The 14073-nt window shown below is 36.9% G+C and carries 18 protein-coding genes and 3 pseudogenes; 5 read left to right on the top strand and 16 right to left on the bottom strand.

Annotated elements, in window-relative coordinates:
- Positions 1-72: 72 nt before the first annotated feature.
- The 4 genes from PCH02S_RS36595 to PCH02S_RS32830 form a co-directional block, all read right to left on the bottom strand.
- Positions 73-354, bottom strand: a complete 282-nt coding sequence (locus PCH02S_RS36595; RefSeq protein WP_246069367.1) for a GNAT family N-acetyltransferase — start codon at positions 352-354, stop codon at positions 73-75.
- Between the two features lie 55 nt (positions 355-409).
- Entirely contained in the window at positions 410-556 is a 147-nt protein-coding gene (locus PCH02S_RS36590; RefSeq protein WP_246069366.1) for a hypothetical protein, read from the bottom strand.
- Between the two features lie 11 nt (positions 557-567).
- Entirely contained in the window at positions 568-1773 is a 1206-nt protein-coding gene (locus PCH02S_RS32835) for an MFS transporter (protein ID WP_127458319.1), read from the bottom strand.
- Positions 1774-2146: 373 nt separating this feature from the next.
- Positions 2147-2734, bottom strand: a complete 588-nt coding sequence (locus PCH02S_RS32830) for a TetR/AcrR family transcriptional regulator (protein ID WP_127458318.1) — start codon at positions 2732-2734, stop codon at positions 2147-2149.
- A 226-nt stretch (positions 2735-2960) separates the two neighbouring features.
- On the opposite strand from PCH02S_RS32830, the gene PCH02S_RS32825 reads away from it, so the two are divergent.
- Entirely contained in the window at positions 2961-3428 is a 468-nt protein-coding gene (locus tag PCH02S_RS32825; protein ID WP_127458317.1) for a nuclear transport factor 2 family protein, read from the top strand.
- A 148-nt stretch (positions 3429-3576) separates the two neighbouring features.
- Here PCH02S_RS32825 and PCH02S_RS32820 read toward each other — a convergent pair.
- Positions 3577-3812 (bottom strand): annotated as a pseudogene (locus PCH02S_RS32820) (glycine betaine ABC transporter substrate-binding protein); the annotation flags it as partial.
- On the opposite strand from PCH02S_RS32820, the gene PCH02S_RS36790 reads away from it, so the two are divergent.
- The gene (locus tag PCH02S_RS36790) at positions 3784-3918 is read left to right on the top strand and encodes a hypothetical protein (protein ID WP_268597733.1); all 135 of its coding nucleotides are present in this window, start codon (positions 3784-3786) and stop codon (positions 3916-3918) included. The pseudogene PCH02S_RS32820 and the gene PCH02S_RS36790 overlap by 29 nt on opposite strands.
- Before the next feature lie 68 nt (positions 3919-3986).
- Here PCH02S_RS36790 and PCH02S_RS36025 read toward each other — a convergent pair whose 3' ends face one another.
- The 3 genes from PCH02S_RS36025 to PCH02S_RS32810 form a co-directional block, all read right to left on the bottom strand.
- Positions 3987-4124, bottom strand: coding sequence for a hypothetical protein (locus PCH02S_RS36025; RefSeq protein ID WP_164819825.1), 138 nt, complete (start codon positions 4122-4124; stop codon positions 3987-3989).
- Between the two features lie 256 nt (positions 4125-4380).
- Entirely contained in the window at positions 4381-4743 is a 363-nt protein-coding gene (locus PCH02S_RS32815; RefSeq protein ID WP_127458315.1) for a nuclear transport factor 2 family protein, read from the bottom strand.
- Between the two features lie 5 nt (positions 4744-4748).
- On the bottom strand, positions 4749-5093 hold the full coding sequence (locus tag PCH02S_RS32810) for a putative quinol monooxygenase (RefSeq protein ID WP_127458314.1): 345 nt from the start codon (positions 5091-5093) through the stop codon (positions 4749-4751).
- A gap of 299 nt (positions 5094-5392) precedes the next feature.
- Here PCH02S_RS32810 and PCH02S_RS32805 point away from each other — a divergent pair, with 299 nt between their 5' ends.
- Positions 5393-6253: an alpha/beta fold hydrolase gene (locus PCH02S_RS32805; RefSeq protein ID WP_127458313.1), complete on the top strand. Its 861-nt coding sequence runs from the start codon at positions 5393-5395 to the stop codon at positions 6251-6253.
- Positions 6254-6334: 81 nt separating this feature from the next.
- Here PCH02S_RS32805 and PCH02S_RS32800 read toward each other — a convergent pair whose 3' ends face one another.
- From PCH02S_RS32800 to PCH02S_RS32780, 5 genes and pseudogenes are all read right to left on the bottom strand, one after another.
- On the bottom strand, positions 6335-6973 hold the full coding sequence (locus PCH02S_RS32800) for a cysteine hydrolase (protein ID WP_127458312.1): 639 nt from the start codon (positions 6971-6973) through the stop codon (positions 6335-6337).
- Between the two features lie 77 nt (positions 6974-7050).
- A complete protein-coding gene (locus PCH02S_RS36585; protein WP_127458311.1) occupies positions 7051-7152 on the bottom strand; it encodes a thioredoxin domain-containing protein in 102 nt (33 codons plus the stop codon).
- 68 nt (positions 7153-7220) lie between these two features.
- Positions 7221-7350: pseudogene (locus PCH02S_RS36580) on the bottom strand (thioredoxin-disulfide reductase); the annotation flags it as partial.
- Between the two features lie 203 nt (positions 7351-7553).
- Positions 7554-7754 (bottom strand): hypothetical protein, encoded by a 201-nt coding sequence (locus PCH02S_RS32785; protein WP_127458310.1) that lies wholly within the window; start codon positions 7752-7754, stop codon positions 7554-7556.
- Between the two features lie 357 nt (positions 7755-8111).
- Complete coding sequence (locus tag PCH02S_RS32780; RefSeq protein ID WP_127458309.1) at positions 8112-8570, bottom strand: cupin domain-containing protein; 459 nt, start codon at positions 8568-8570, stop codon at positions 8112-8114.
- A 656-nt stretch (positions 8571-9226) separates the two neighbouring features.
- Between PCH02S_RS32780 and PCH02S_RS36575 the strand changes: the two are divergent.
- Positions 9227-10201: pseudogene (locus tag PCH02S_RS36575) on the top strand (MFS transporter).
- Positions 10202-10218: 17 nt separating this feature from the next.
- The gene (locus tag PCH02S_RS32765) at positions 10219-10422 is read left to right on the top strand and encodes a hypothetical protein (RefSeq protein WP_127458306.1); all 204 of its coding nucleotides are present in this window, start codon (positions 10219-10221) and stop codon (positions 10420-10422) included.
- 103 nt (positions 10423-10525) lie between these two features.
- On the opposite strand, the gene PCH02S_RS32760 is transcribed toward PCH02S_RS32765, so the two are convergent.
- The 3 genes from PCH02S_RS32760 to PCH02S_RS32750 all read right to left on the bottom strand — a co-directional run bounded on the left by PCH02S_RS32760 (position 10526) and on the right by PCH02S_RS32750 (position 13413).
- Positions 10526-11227, bottom strand: coding sequence for a Crp/Fnr family transcriptional regulator (locus PCH02S_RS32760; RefSeq protein ID WP_127458305.1), 702 nt, complete (start codon positions 11225-11227; stop codon positions 10526-10528).
- 750 nt (positions 11228-11977) lie between these two features.
- Entirely contained in the window at positions 11978-12238 is a 261-nt protein-coding gene (locus PCH02S_RS32755) for a hypothetical protein (RefSeq protein WP_246069365.1), read from the bottom strand.
- A gap of 272 nt (positions 12239-12510) precedes the next feature.
- Complete coding sequence (locus PCH02S_RS32750; RefSeq protein WP_127458304.1) at positions 12511-13413, bottom strand: alpha/beta fold hydrolase; 903 nt, start codon at positions 13411-13413, stop codon at positions 12511-12513.
- Positions 13414-14073: the final 660 nt, after the last annotated feature.

The following is a 14073-nucleotide window of genomic DNA, read 5'->3' as shown; positions in this document are numbered from 1 at the left end:
GTACGAGTTCCTCTCGCATACCGATCCCCTCTTTGTCATATGGTAGGTTAGTTTAAGTGTTCTAAAAAGAGTCTAAAAAAGATCGAGTCGATATAACAAGGAATTTCTATCAGGATAATCATATTGAACTGGCAATTCATCTTTGTTGATTTGTATAAATCCATTTTTCTCGTAAAAGCGATGAGATCTTTTTGCTATGAATGGTGTATCGAGGACAATTATTTTAGTTCCTTGCTTTTTTGCGTAATCAACAAGTACATGTGATAAATTATTCCCAATAGAAAATTCTTTACCGCGAAATTGCTCATATACAAAAAAATTTTTTAGTACTGAAATCTCATCTGTTAATTTCATCAATCCAATTGAACCAATGACCTTGTTTTCTTTTTATCTAAAGCTATCCAGAAATTCACGCATTATGCAGGTAGTGCGTTTCAATATCTAACAGATCAGGCTGTTCCTCGATTTTAATATTTAAATGATTTTCATGATTTTGGACATGTAATATTAAATTGATAATTTCTTCTTTATAACGTCGATCATACACAGTAATCATAACGATCCCTCCTAACATGATTTCTTTGCCTGCACTCTCTGATTCAAACGATAACTTATAATCGTTACAAATGAAGCAGCTAAGGCAAAGATTCCCCCGACCCATGAAACATGAATAAGTCCTACATTTGTTACAACGATTCCACCCATAGCTGATCCGATAGCTATACCAAAGTTTATTGATACAGGGGTTAACGATGCTGCTAAATCTCTTGCTGCCGGAAAATGCTTCTCTGCTAATTCAACAAAATAAATTTGACTTGTGGACCCTTGAACAAAAACAACCAACGACATTAACAAAATACTGATCATCGCGGAAAAAACAGAAGCAGCTGTTACATAAAACGATGCAAGAATTATAGCTTGGAGTATAAAAATGTATCGCAACTTACTGATTCCATTTTTTCGTGCTATTTTCCCCCCGAGCATGTTGCTAAAAACTGAAACAATGCCATAGAGCAAAAGAATCAAACTAACGTATTCTAATGGAATGGATAATACTTCATCCATAATTGGTATTAGATACGTATACACTATAAATGTTGCAGCAATACTCAATGCCGGAATTAAGAAGGCTAAAATGAATTGTGGATGAATTAGTAGACCAACCTGATTTTTAATAGAACTTTTAACTCCCATTATATTTCTAGGAATAATAATCATAGAAATAATAAGTGCAATAACACCTAGCGTTGACGTAGACCAGAATGTCACATGCCATCCGTAAACTTGTCCAATATATGTGCCTAGAGGGACGCCAATGACACTAGAAAATGTGAATCCTGAGAATATCATGGATAGTGCGAATCCCTTTTTTTCATTTGGAATCATATCATTCGTTCCAATATTGAGGGCATATGCAACCAAGACCCCTTCAGCAATTGCCGTAAGAATACGGGATAAAAATAATACGACATAAGTGTCGGATAATGCGCTAATGACATTCCCAATAATAAAGAAAGAAATCAATATTACCATTAACGGATATTTATTAAAACGGCTTAATAGCGCTGTTACTATTGGTGTCCCGATGGCAAAAGAGACTGCAAACCCAGATACTAATGTTCCAACTGATGCAATTGTAATGCCAAGATCAGTTGCAATCTCATTTAATAATCCTACAATGGCAAATTCACTTGTCCCCAATACAAAGGTTAATAAAAACAAACTAAATATTAGAAACCTCTGTTGTTTAGATAATTTATTTTTTTTATTCATGATTTCCCCTCCTATATGTTAAGAACATCTAGCAATCGATATTATGACTCACAAGTAACAATAATAAAAGTACCCACTTATTTGTTATATACTTACTAAAAAGTGATAATTGTTACAATAACAAGCCCTGTATTGCAGGGTTTTTCAGCTTAAATACTAAAGCCCCATACCTGAGGAATAAACTAAGTCTAACGAAAACTCCACATCAATTTCAGTAAGATACATTACAAAGAGATCCCCATCGCGGCTCTTTAGGGTTTCTTTCACAATCTTAGTCAAAAAATCAAAAACCCCAATGCATTCATTGGGGTTTTTGAAATACTGTATGTTTATAAGCTGCAAAAGAGGAGCTTACTAAAAATTAATTAATATATTACTTTGGCCATGCCATCATTGCAGTTTCTACTACTTCCATTAACTCTTCGCGAGTAGACCCACCAGTGGCTTGAACACATAGGCCATGCTGGACCGTCGTCACATATCTTGCTAGACGATCTGCGTTTGTATGGGAAGGCAAATCACCTTCTACGATAGCTTGTTCAAATCTTCTGCTAAGCGCTTTTTCCGTCGATGCCCGACGTGAGTTCAATTCCTGGCGTATCTCTTCGGATTCTTCTCCACAAGATAAGGCAGCTTGCACGAAAAGACAACCTTTAGGTGTCCCGTCATTGGTAATATTCTCAATCGTCCCTTGGAGCAGGCGCTGCGCCACGGCCCTTGCAGTTTGTTCTTGAATAGCATGAGTGCGAAACATCATTGGTCCTACTTCGTAACGATCTAGAACTTTTTGAAACAATTCTTCTTTGTTACCATAAGCAGCATATAAACTAGGTCGACTGATACCAATAGCTTTTGTCAACTCTGTAATAGAAGAACCTTCATATCCTCTTTCCCAGAATACTTTCAAAGCACGATCCAAAGCTTCATCGGTATCGAATGCACGGAAATTTCCCCTTGGCATTTGAACACCCCTTACTCAAGTTTAATAATGAATACGCCATATTGTACATCATTTTCTACATAAAATATACGGATTATAGCGAGTATTATCTCCATAGAACATGGTACATAATAACAGTTGACTCATTGTTCTTGACTTTCTCCTGCTTGATGGTTAAAGTAAACATGCATTCACATTACCGAACGGTATAGTGAAAATACATTTATTTTCCGAAGGAGTTACTACTATGAGTCAGACAGAACAGCAGCAACGTCGTATTGACGCAGCAATTAATTATTTTCGTTATGTTGACAATGGGGATTCAAGATTATTATCCCTATTCACAGATAATGCCACACTTTATTTTCCGAAGTTAGGCTTGGCTCATGGCAAAGCTGAAATTGGCCTTCTTGCACAGGGATTCGCATCAGAAATTGTTGAAATACAACATGACATTGAAAATTTTAATATCATGCCAAGCGGTGATTATGTGGTCATCGAGGGACAAGTAAAAGGTGTAACATATTCCGGAGGTGCTTTTCCTAGTAACCCATATTCGCATGGGCGCTTTTGTAATGTCTTTGAATTTGACGGAGATCTAATTAAACGTGTACACATTCATGAAGATCCGGATTTCAATGGCGTGGATGCACCGCGCGTAGAGTGGGCTAAAAAAGTTCAGGAAAACATCGCGCAACTCAGAGCCTCTCTCTAAAAAGGCATCATTAATCTATGAAAACCGCACATCGCTACTTAATTGATGCGCGGTTTTTCTGTCGTTTGAATGGATCAATTTTACTCGCCTTCTTCAAAAGCAATATCACGATGAACGATGCGAATTCCATCTAGGAGCTATTTTCATTTCACGGAAGCAAACATGCTTGTTTCAAATAGTTTTGGCCACTACAGCCGCAGACTTTTGTTTTACATTGACTTGGTAATTCATTTGGCGCATTTCAGCGTCCGTGATCTTATCTCCAAGCTTATTGAGAATCCGTTCAAGTTCCGGATGGTTTTTCAACGTTTCGTCTTTCATGAGAGATGCACCCTGATAAGGAGGGAACGGTTTTTTGTCATCATCCAGTACGGTCAAGTCGAAGCAGCTTGCTGATGAACATCAGCTAAAAACCATATCGGATTTAACTCGAATTTCCGGGGAAATTCGCGCAGGCATGACCCTGGAGTTGTCCGATCTAGAAGACTGATATCGAGGCATCGAGAAGTTGTATGGAATTCATTTTGCCAACTTTCAAACAATGGAAGCTAAACTACGTTACGCTGCAATCCGAACTGGGGATGTTAATCTCATCGTTGCCAAGTTGATTGGGCATAAACCAAAGCTGCAGGAACCGCGTTGGCTCCTCGTCCGATGCATATAATCCGCATGGATGATACCTGATCCACCACTCATCCTCTGCACTTCTCCAACACTAGTAATCTCGGTATTACCCAAATTATGATGGAAATACTGAAATCATTAGACTTTACCCCTTTAGATTATCTGTAAGATAGATTGCGCGTAGGATTCTACATAAATTGGTGTTGTTTATTTAAAGTAAGGAGGAGTAATTCGTTTAGCGAACACTCCTCCTCTTAGAAATTTGATTAAGTAAAAAGCTCAGTTCTCTTAAAAGAAAGAGAACTGAGCTGTTCATAAAAGTACACTATTATTCTTCAGTTTTATCGATAAAGATATACAATTGTTGGATCAATCCCTCTTCAATGATAAAAATATCCTCTCCAGTAACCACTGAAGGTTCACCGGCAGGTCCATAAAACCAAGAAAATTTAGCTATATTATGATGTTCGTCTTGTGATTTTTTACTAAAGACAAACCCTGGGAATTTCTCTTGAACTTCATCAATCAAAGTCATTAGTGCATCATGTCCCCGAAATGCTTCAGGATAGAATGGATCTACAACGATGCAACGTTCTGAGTATATCTCCTCGATAGCTTTTCTTCTTCGCTCCCGATTTGTATCACTCCAGATATTTAAATGTTTATCGATTATATCAGTAAAGCTAGACATGAAATTTAGCCCCTCTTTGCGTTTGTTAATGTACTACCCCATTCTCCTTTTGGTTCTAACCAACTAATAATTCTATCTTCAATCAACTCGCCAAGCGTACCTTCATAATCTTTCCGATAAGGCTTTATAAATTCCTCTTGCAACCAACTATCCCTTGTACCCTGCCATATTTCATAAATGACTAAATCATTAGGCTGATCCACGTCATCTGCTACTATAGCGCTAATGAATGATTTCTCCACTGACATTACTTGAATCAAGGAAGACAACTCAGTCCGAAATTCCTCTTTTTTACCTGGTTTCGTTTTAAAACGGATATTTAATACGATTTGTTGGTTATTTACTGACATTATAAATTCCTCCTCGATATATTTGTATTGTGTTTTATGACTTTATCATCATACTTCTAAAATAAAGTTCCTTCTGTAATGTAACTTACAAACGTCCCGTCAGATTCATCCTTTTGTATGATAAGTTATGACATATTTATATTATCCCAATAACTGTCTGATTTATTATTTTCACGATGCCATAAGTACCAAAGAGCAATACATGCTCTATTTTTTAAACTAGTACTTAAAAGTCCAATCCGAACATATTTTGTGTTGGTGACATAAGCATATTATCGTTTGGAAAGGGCGTATGACTTATGGTTATGTATAAAAGGATTAATATCGATGGATTATCTATTTTTTTTCGTGAAGCCGGGAACCCTTCCAATCCGACGATCATACTCCTTCATGGTTTTCCAAGTTCCTCACATATGTTTAGAGATCTCATTCCACATTTGGCGGAATGCTATCATGTTATTGCTCCTGATTACCCCGGATATGGGAATAGCAGTATGCCTTCAACCACTGAGTTTAACTACACCTTTGAAAACTTATCAATAATCATAGAAAAACTTATCGATAGACTCTGTATTTCTCATTATCTAATGTACGTCCATGATTACGGTGGACCAATTGGGTTCCGATTGGCGGTTCGTAATCCGAACCGTATTCTTGGGTTTGTCATTCAAAATGCTGTAGCTGATATAAGTGGGTTAGGGAAACCTTTCGATCTATTTAAAGCACTTTGGGTAGACCGTAACCCGGTAACAGAAGCAGCATTTTCCGTACTTACAACCTTTGAATTCACAAAGAAACAGTATTTAACAGGAGTTTGTCAACCTTATATGATTAGCCCTGACGGATATTCTATGGACCAATTTTTTCTGGACCGTCCTGGCAACAGCCAAATTCAGTTGGAGCTCGGCTACGATTATAGAAACAATGTAAAACAATACCCAATTTGGCAACAATACCTTCGAATCTATCAACCACCGACACTAATAACATGGGGGAAATATGATTTTATTTTTACCTTGCAAGGCGCACATGCATTTAGCAAGGAATTAAAAACCCTTGAAACTTATTATTTATGCGGTGGACACTTTATTCTTGAGGAACAAAGTAGAGAGATTTCCGAATTGATAAAACGTTTTTTTGGTCGATTGTATAGACAATAAACATTACTATATTAACTGTGAGTATTGAAACAATTCCCAAGAAAAAGGCTATTGGATTGCCAACAGCCTTTTATTTATTGTCTACTTGGCACTCATTTTCTCAACTGCTTCTTTGGCTGTCCATGAGCCACTACTAAGTAACCCAAAGTTTAGCTTTCCAGCATTATAAGCATCCATGCCTGGAGCAGCCGTTGCATCATGAATGACAGCAACTTCAAACCCTTGTTCAACAAGTTCTCGCATATGAGAATCGACACAAATATTAGAGTTCATTCCAGCGAGAAGGACTTTACTAAACCCTCTTTTACGTAATTGTAAAACAAGATCCGTTGATTCTGGTCCAAAGATTTTATGTGGACTTGTAATAATTGTCTTCCCATCTTCAATATAAGGTTTATAGAGTTCATAAAAATCTGCTTGAGATGATTGTGGCACTTCAGTTTGTGGGCTAGTTACGTCAAACAATTTTAGATCGTGCATCATTTTTTCACCGACACTCAATATCTCCCACTTATGGTCATGAGGATAATAATAATGTGGTGAAATAAATACTTGATAATTTTGTTGCTTTGCTGTCTTAAATATTAGTTCCAAATTTTCAATCATATTGACTTCCTTAATAACATCTTTCGTTAATTCATAGCCCGAACCAGAAGGACTTAAGAATGCATTTTGAGGGTCAGTGACAACAATCGCAGTTGTTTGTTGGTTAATTTCCATGGCTTACTCCTTCAAATAGATTTAACAAGTATCTCCTACTGCTGTGTACTCATTTATTTTTTTTTTTTAGAAACGCTTTACTCCCAAGGATTGCACCAAGTTGCATAGAAATCAACAAGTGTAACCCCATCTTCAATCTGTCCGCGAAAACTGTCTTTTGTTAATGAAATAACATCCATTATTCTAACCTCCTCGGATTGGATAAATTCATCACAATCACACATAAACAACAGCTTATGAAATACTTTTACAGAAGCGCTTTACTCCAATCATGGAATATTTGAGCCTTCGAGGAACTTCTCACAATCAAGGGCTGCGATGCAGCCACTTCCAGCTGCAGTAATCGCTTGACGATACTTCTTGTCTTGCATATCGCCTCAAGCAAACACAACTAAAATATTGAAAGTCTCATATTGTTTTTCGTTGTATTATTCTCTCACCATCTTATTTGATTATTAAATAATTTATCGAGATTGCACTTAAACGTAAAAACGGGTGTCCTAAAAGCCATAAAAATGGCAAGGGCACCCGCTTTTTTTAAAATCATGTTTACATCTTTTTTTAAGTTCTTATCTAATCTTTATTTTTTATTTTTAGCTCGGAGATATATAAGCAGTCCCATAAAGCCTCCCATAAAACCGCTTAATACACCACTCATTGCATTTCCCATTGCATTTCCAAACACAGTTGATGGTAAAGGCAAAACAAAAAAGTTCATAAGAAAGCTCATAATTGCACCCATTATGCATCCAAATAGACCTTGTTTAACAGCTTCTTTCATAATCTTCTGCACCTCCTACAAAATCTGTTTTAAATGTTTCTAGGCAACTCAAAGTAAATTTTAATTATTAGCTCTATAGAATATTTATATAATAACTTTTTCTAAGTAATCATTCAGTAAGATAGATTACTTAACAGCTGTTGGAACAATTTCTCTATGTTCACAAAATGGGATTCAACATCGCTAATATCTTTGTTTCTAGAAATGAATGTACTCAACCCTACTTTCAGTTAACTAACTAACTTATTTGGGGACAAATTTTTCTGGTTACTTCAGTCTCCATAAAAAAAGAAACCCGCTTTTTGGGTGCGGATTTCTTTTATTTGCAATTCTCATAACAGTTCCATTTCTTCAGTATTAACCTAACTTTATACCAATCGAAGCATTATCATCAGGTGATCCAAGCCAATAGCCATATGTTATCGCAACTTCAACAAAATGTTGCAAAACTTCTAGTGAAGGAGGACCCGCTGGCACAGTGTCTACCGGACGACCAATTTCATTAAAAAACTCACCCATTTTCACTGTCGATACGACTAGCAATTTTACTGTTTCCTTAGAAGAATTTCTCCATGCATGTTTTACATCTCCAGGAATATCAACCGTATCGCCAGCTCTAACGGTTTTCCAACTATCTTCCGTAAATGCCTCTAATTCCCCCGTAAGGACTACAAAGGTTTCACGATCATCATGACTGTGAACAGGTACAACAACACCAGGCGGAACCTCAGCTTTCATTAGTGAATAATCCTTATTTACCGCTAAGTCTGTTACAAGTTGAATCTGTGGTCCCATGACATCCAAAACTTTTGACATATATAATTGCCTCCTACTTTATATTGTTTTCTTTCAATCTTTGCAGCAACATCAGCTATTTAAAAATGTTTGGAAGTAATCGAGATGAGGTCGCATAAAATATTAGCACCCCGTCTTCCTCTCCTTATCTGCTCACCTAGTATAGGGCTAACCATTCGATTTATTCTGTAATCTATCTTACAGGAAGTTCGATGCTATCTTGTTCGAAACTAGCTACAAGCCCTCTTGAAACCTTGCTAATTCTCTACAAAGCATATGATGGCAAGCCAAAAACATTTAATTTTTGAACATTTCATTATGTACCAATCCTTACATGTAATGTGTATCCCGAAGTCCTACATTGTTCCTTGGGAATTCTGTCGTTTGTAATGAACGAGTAATTTCTACTATTACAATGTAAGCTTATTATTTTTCTATTAATTTATATTGTTTTCTCGAAACAAACTTTACTTTGATGTCATTAGTAACATCCTGTGATTCAGACGCCACTAATACGTATTTTTGATAAAGTTATTTTTATTTAACAGATTTGTAATTTAGCATACTGAATGTTTAATAAAAAAAGAATTACTATATTATAGCCGCGAGCAGAACAAGAGATATCTAAGATCGATTAAAATAACATACCATTTTGATGTCATTTAGGCTTCCACAATTTGAAATTATTTCTTTATTCTCTAATTGGTTTTACAGCAGCATCTGGTCTATGTGCTATCTCTTGGGATATCAATTCACTCACGATGACCATCGTTTATCAAATCGTTCCAAAAGAAAAGCAAGCTTTTGCTATTTCGCTTTGGGGACTTGCTGCTTCGCTTGCACCAGCTTTTGGTCCAACTCTTAGTGGGTGGTTGCTTCAGAGTTTCGCATGGCAATGGTTATTCATCATGAATATCCCTGTAGGTTTAATTGCTATAATTTTAGTTGCGAAATATATACCTTATTACCGATTGAATGTTCCGAAAAATTTTGACTTGCTTGGGTTCATAATGGTTATTATAGGAAGTGCCTCATTATTGCTGGCATTTGGTCAGGGTCATAGTTGGGGATGGGGATCAAGCAAAGTCGTCAGTCTTTTCATTTTTGGGAGTATTTCCTTAATATTGTTCATCTTACGAGAGCTTTCAACGAAAACCCCGTTGCTTAATATTCGCGTGTTCCGCAATGGACGTTACACGCTTAGTTTAATTATTACGAACATACTAACAATCAGTCTGTATGCTGGTACACTTCTGGCGCCAGTATTTCTGCAATAAGTGCAAGGAGTTACTGCCATGGATACAGGCTTGCTTCTTCTTCCATCTTCATTTGTTATGGCTTTAGTAATGCCTCTTGCCGGTAAATTATATGGAAGAGTAGGCCCACGCTGGCTCATATCAGTAGGAGTTATTTTCTTAGCTTTAGGTACTTTAACGCTTAGCTGGTTTAGTATCAATGTATCACATACGTACATTGTCTTAATGTTGACTCTCCGTAATATAGGTGTTGCTCTTATCATGATTCCAGCAAGTAATTCGGCTATGGAGCTAATTCCAAAAGAGCTTTCTGGACATGCTGCCTCTATTATGAATTGGACGCGGGTTCCTTTGCAATTGCCATCTTTACTTCTTTACTTGCTACACGGTCACTAAGACATGGAACTGAGTTGATGAGTTTCGGAGATACTAACAAGATTCATATCGGTCAAATGGCTTTCACAATGAGTATTAATGATGTATTTTTAATCACTGCAATAATAAGTATCCTTGCCTTGCCTTGCCTTGCCTTGCCTTGCCTTGCCTTGCCTTGCCTTGCCTTGCCTTTAGCATTGTTTATCGGGAAAGTGAAGAAATCGGGGCTAACAAAAGTCTAGATTGGGGCAGTTGAGAAAAACCAATAAAGTTAAATCAAACCACCTTCAGAGAAGAAATTCACTCATTTTGAATGACTTTGGAGGTGGCTTTATTTTGAAAAATTCATGTAATTTCTAATCGTTCTTTTGCCATCTCTAGCTGAACCATGATAGATTTTCTACTAGTAATAATAATACCTTCATTAGAAAGTTCTTGTAAAATAAGCGACACTGATTCTCTAGTAGCACCAATCATGTTTGCCAATTCCTGATGAGTCAGAGACATCTCTATTCTTTGATACCCGTTTTCTTCTACGCCGAATTTTTTAGAAAGTTTAGTGAGAAAAAAAAGGACTTTACCACGAAGATCACTTAATGCCAGTCGTTCTAATACTTCGTCCCTGTCACGTAATCGATTGCTTAATTCCTCTAAAAGTTTTAAAGCAAGTTCTGGCCGCAAACTCAAAAATTGGTCGAATTTTTCTTGAATAACGGAGCAAATAATTGTATCCTCCATAGTTTCGATATAATTTCCATTGGTTCCAAATGAGAATGAAGTACTTTCTCCATACATATTACCTGGCCCTAAAATACCTACGGTATACTGCTTCCCATCAGCGTTTGTTTTATACAATCGAAGTTTTCCTTCAATAACAATAGACAAACCATTACTATTAACTTCTGGTGTTTGTATTAAAGTCCCCTTAGGAATAGGAATAATATTTGTACTTGGTGCCATTTGATCAACTTGCTCTAAATCTTCCTTTGGGAGAGATTCAAATAATTTGAACTCCGACAAACTCCATGGTTTTTTAGTGTCCAGCATTTAACATCTCCTTAATTCTAAATCTAAACATGATTCATAAAATTTACTCAATAAGCTAATGTTTCTATACGATTTCATTTATAACTGCGCTGATGCCACTAATTTAAATTATCTCCTGTTTTCATAATATAATTAATAAATTGTTTGATTCAGTATTGAAAAACTAATGTTTGCTTAATATTCAGATTCTTATACTTAAGGTTCGCAACCTTAACATAAAAAACCGCTAAAGTCATCATTCCTGGTTCACTAAAAACAAAAATTAATTCCTTTACCATGCATTCAATAATTTAGAAATTCATTATTTGTTTTCACTTAAGGACGACCGCTCCTGAAAAACAATAATCAATTCTTCTAAGTTAATGTAATGAATTTAATAATATCTTCGTATAACTCCTGGCTAGATATCTCATCCTTAAGAAACCTCTCTATCACATCCGTGACCAATTTTAATTCCTCCTTTGAAACAAATGTGTCCCGTTAGTTCAATTGAGTTTGGGTGATTTTTTGCACAAATTTTTTCAAGTCTGTGTCACTTTCAATAATATAAATTGTTTTGTTGTTTTTACTCTGGTTGAGGTTCAGACTGCACTCCATGTCTGGATCAGCTTTTGCCCGTCAGCCGGTTCGTACCGTCACCGTACATAAGGAATCGCCACCCATCTTTCGTCAGAAGAGGTGAGCGGCGACTCCTTATTTGGTAAAGCCGTATTCGTAATAATTAACCTAATTTTGATCTACATGTGTATATCAATGCAGAGATTCTCCATCTCTCAGTCGCCGCGCCATATCTACAGCAAAATAAGTCAAAATGCCATCACATCCGGCGCGTTTGAACGCCAGTAATGATTCTTCAATTACAAGATTGGCTTCAAGCCAACCATTCTGAATAGCTGCCATCAACATTGAATATTCTCCACTAACCTGGTAAGCAAAAGTGGGAACTTTAAATTCCGATTTCACCCGCTGTATGACATCTAAATAAGGCATCCCTGGTTTCACCATGATCATGTCCTAATATCCGCAGCAACGCTCGAGTGAGGGGATTGATGATAGACGAAAACAATATTGAACAAGGGAAAAGGCACATCAGATGCCATTAGAACGCTGGTTGTCGTGCGTCTAAAACTAGTAAGCGGATGATTCGTGCAAAAATATTCAAAAGTTGACAACAAATTTGATCGTATAGCGTTTGAATCGTGAGGCATTAGTTCCGCTCTCTTTATTTTATCTCGTGAATAGAAACCAAACGATCCAATGATCGTTTGGTTTCTATATATGAGTTATTTTTTTATTTCCAGAAAGACAAAGTCATTCACAACGTTCATAAATTCCTGTGCATGCTCGAAATGGCTCATATGTCCGCCTTTTTCGAAAGTATGAATTTGAGAACTAGGAATTTTCTCTGCCATTTCCTTAGCCCAACGCGGCCCGGTGCAGAAATCATACTCACCAACCAAAATAAGTGTTCGCGTAAGGATTGTATCTAATACATCACGAACATCGAAAGGAGAATCCGCTCTTTCAGTCATCGTAAAATCAACTGTGGCTTTCCATTCTTCTAATCCCGGAGGAAGATTCCAATAATTTCCGAAATAAGCAGGTAATAGGAGATCTAAGGTTGCCATGTAGGTTTCCTTGTCTTTGATACTTCCATCCATGAATGCTTTGAAAGCCGGTATGGTATCCGCAGCTTCAGGTTTATCTGGATAGCGCTCTACAAATTTTTCTAAGCCCCGCAGCATCTCCTCGAAGAGTTCCGAATTCATTAATGGTGCCGTACTAAAGAGGATTAACCCACCAAGCTCATCTGGATAGTCAAGCGCATATTGTAACCCAACAAACCCTCCATGAGATTGGCCAATGAAGTAAGGGCGCAACCCAGTACCTAGATGTTCTACGACTTTGTGGGCAAAATAGGCATAGCGTGGCATGCTGTAGTCTGTATCGGGCAAAAAGCCCGAATTCCCAGTACCTACGGGTTCTAGGTACACCATAGTCATGGTTTGTTCTAGTAATGGCATTTCCGTTGATTTCCAATTCATTCCAGGACCACCTGAATGAACGATACAAACGGGACCGTTGCCAGTTCCAGCTACATGATATACTTGTTTAACGCCATCGATCTCGATCACGTGCATACCTAGCGTAAGTGGATGTGGATGATTAGTAACCATGTTTGACATAATTTAGCCTCTTTCTAAGCACATGAAGTGCGATGTATTCTTCTTAAAAACAATTGTAAATATGCTTCTCTTAGCAGCGAATATCTGGTTATTAATAAAATTAATGGAAATTGCATTTGTTTCTTAAAGTCGAATAATTTTCAAGCAAAATAATGCCCGCTTGCCTTGAAATTCAAGATCATAAGATGAAAATTTGATTTTGCTTTATCTCCTTTATTAAAATTAATTATTTTTGTCACATATATTAGCATATCCCTACAGTAGAGATACTTCTAATTGATAATAATTATTAATTTTATTAGTAATATTCATGAGTGGGTAATGTTTAAAGTCACAAGTACACTCTACGAATTCAGAGCATAATCATATATTTAACGTTTGTTGAGATTGCCTGAAATACCTCATGATTTATGCAATTCCATACTTTAATTTGATACTTTGATTGCTGGGCGAATCGAGGATAACTCTTAACTGCCTAACCGCTGGAGTATAAACCACGCTCTACTGCCCGTTCAACAAAAAAAGAAGCAGCTGCCGGCCCGCGGCATTCTGCTCCATATTTGAACTATCGTTCCCAGTTAGCTTAAAATACCTACCTACTCCTCAACGTCAAATATGGAGTCTATTATGATTGGAAGATTGTCCCTAACCGAAACAGCT

The sequence above is a fragment of the Paenibacillus chondroitinus NBRC 15376 genome, from assembly GCF_004000765.1.
Lineage (GTDB): Bacteria > Bacillota > Bacilli > Paenibacillales > NBRC-103111 > Paenibacillus_E > Paenibacillus_E chondroitinus.
This window is presented reverse-complemented; position numbering and strand designations above follow the sequence as displayed.

Coding starts and splice junctions, on each gene's coding strand:
- PCH02S_RS32815 (WP_127458315.1), bottom strand. CDS start 4,743: ATGTCTAGCTTTACTGATATAATCGATAAACATTTAAATATCTGGAGT.
- PCH02S_RS32780 (WP_127458309.1), bottom strand. CDS start 8,570: ATGTCAAAAGTTTTGGATGTCATGGGACCACAGATTCAACTTGTAACA.
- PCH02S_RS32835 (WP_127458319.1), bottom strand. CDS start 1,773: ATGAATAAAAAAAATAAATTATCTAAACAACAGAGGTTTCTAATATTT.
- PCH02S_RS32830 (WP_127458318.1), bottom strand. CDS start 2,734: ATGCCAAGGGGAAATTTCCGTGCATTCGATACCGATGAAGCTTTGGAT.
- PCH02S_RS32785 (WP_127458310.1), bottom strand. CDS start 7,754: ATGAAAGAAGCTGTTAAACAAGGTCTATTTGGATGCATAATGGGTGCA.
- PCH02S_RS32810 (WP_127458314.1), bottom strand. CDS start 5,093: ATGTCAGTAAATAACCAACAAATCGTATTAAATATCCGTTTTAAAACG.
- PCH02S_RS32760 (WP_127458305.1), bottom strand. CDS start 11,227: ATGCTGGACACTAAAAAACCATGGAGTTTGTCGGAGTTCAAATTATTT.
- PCH02S_RS32825 (WP_127458317.1), top strand. CDS start 2,961: ATGAGTCAGACAGAACAGCAGCAACGTCGTATTGACGCAGCAATTAAT.
- PCH02S_RS32755 (WP_246069365.1), bottom strand. CDS start 12,238: ATGATCATGGTGAAACCAGGGATGCCTTATTTAGATGTCATACAGCGG.
- PCH02S_RS36595 (WP_246069367.1), bottom strand. CDS start 354: ATGAAATTAACAGATGAGATTTCAGTACTAAAAAATTTTTTTGTATAT.
- PCH02S_RS36025 (WP_164819825.1), bottom strand. CDS start 4,124: ATGAGTGGTGGATCAGGTATCATCCATGCGGATTATATGCATCGGACG.
- PCH02S_RS32800 (WP_127458312.1), bottom strand. CDS start 6,973: ATGGAAATTAACCAACAAACAACTGCGATTGTTGTCACTGACCCTCAA.
- PCH02S_RS32805 (WP_127458313.1), top strand. CDS start 5,393: ATGGTTATGTATAAAAGGATTAATATCGATGGATTATCTATTTTTTTT.
- PCH02S_RS36590 (WP_246069366.1), bottom strand. CDS start 556: ATGATTACTGTGTATGATCGACGTTATAAAGAAGAAATTATCAATTTA.
- PCH02S_RS32765 (WP_127458306.1), top strand. CDS start 10,219: ATGAGTTTCGGAGATACTAACAAGATTCATATCGGTCAAATGGCTTTC.
- PCH02S_RS36585 (WP_127458311.1), bottom strand. CDS start 7,152: ATGGATGTTATTTCATTAACAAAAGACAGTTTTCGCGGACAGATTGAA.
- PCH02S_RS32750 (WP_127458304.1), bottom strand. CDS start 13,413: ATGTCAAACATGGTTACTAATCATCCACATCCACTTACGCTAGGTATG.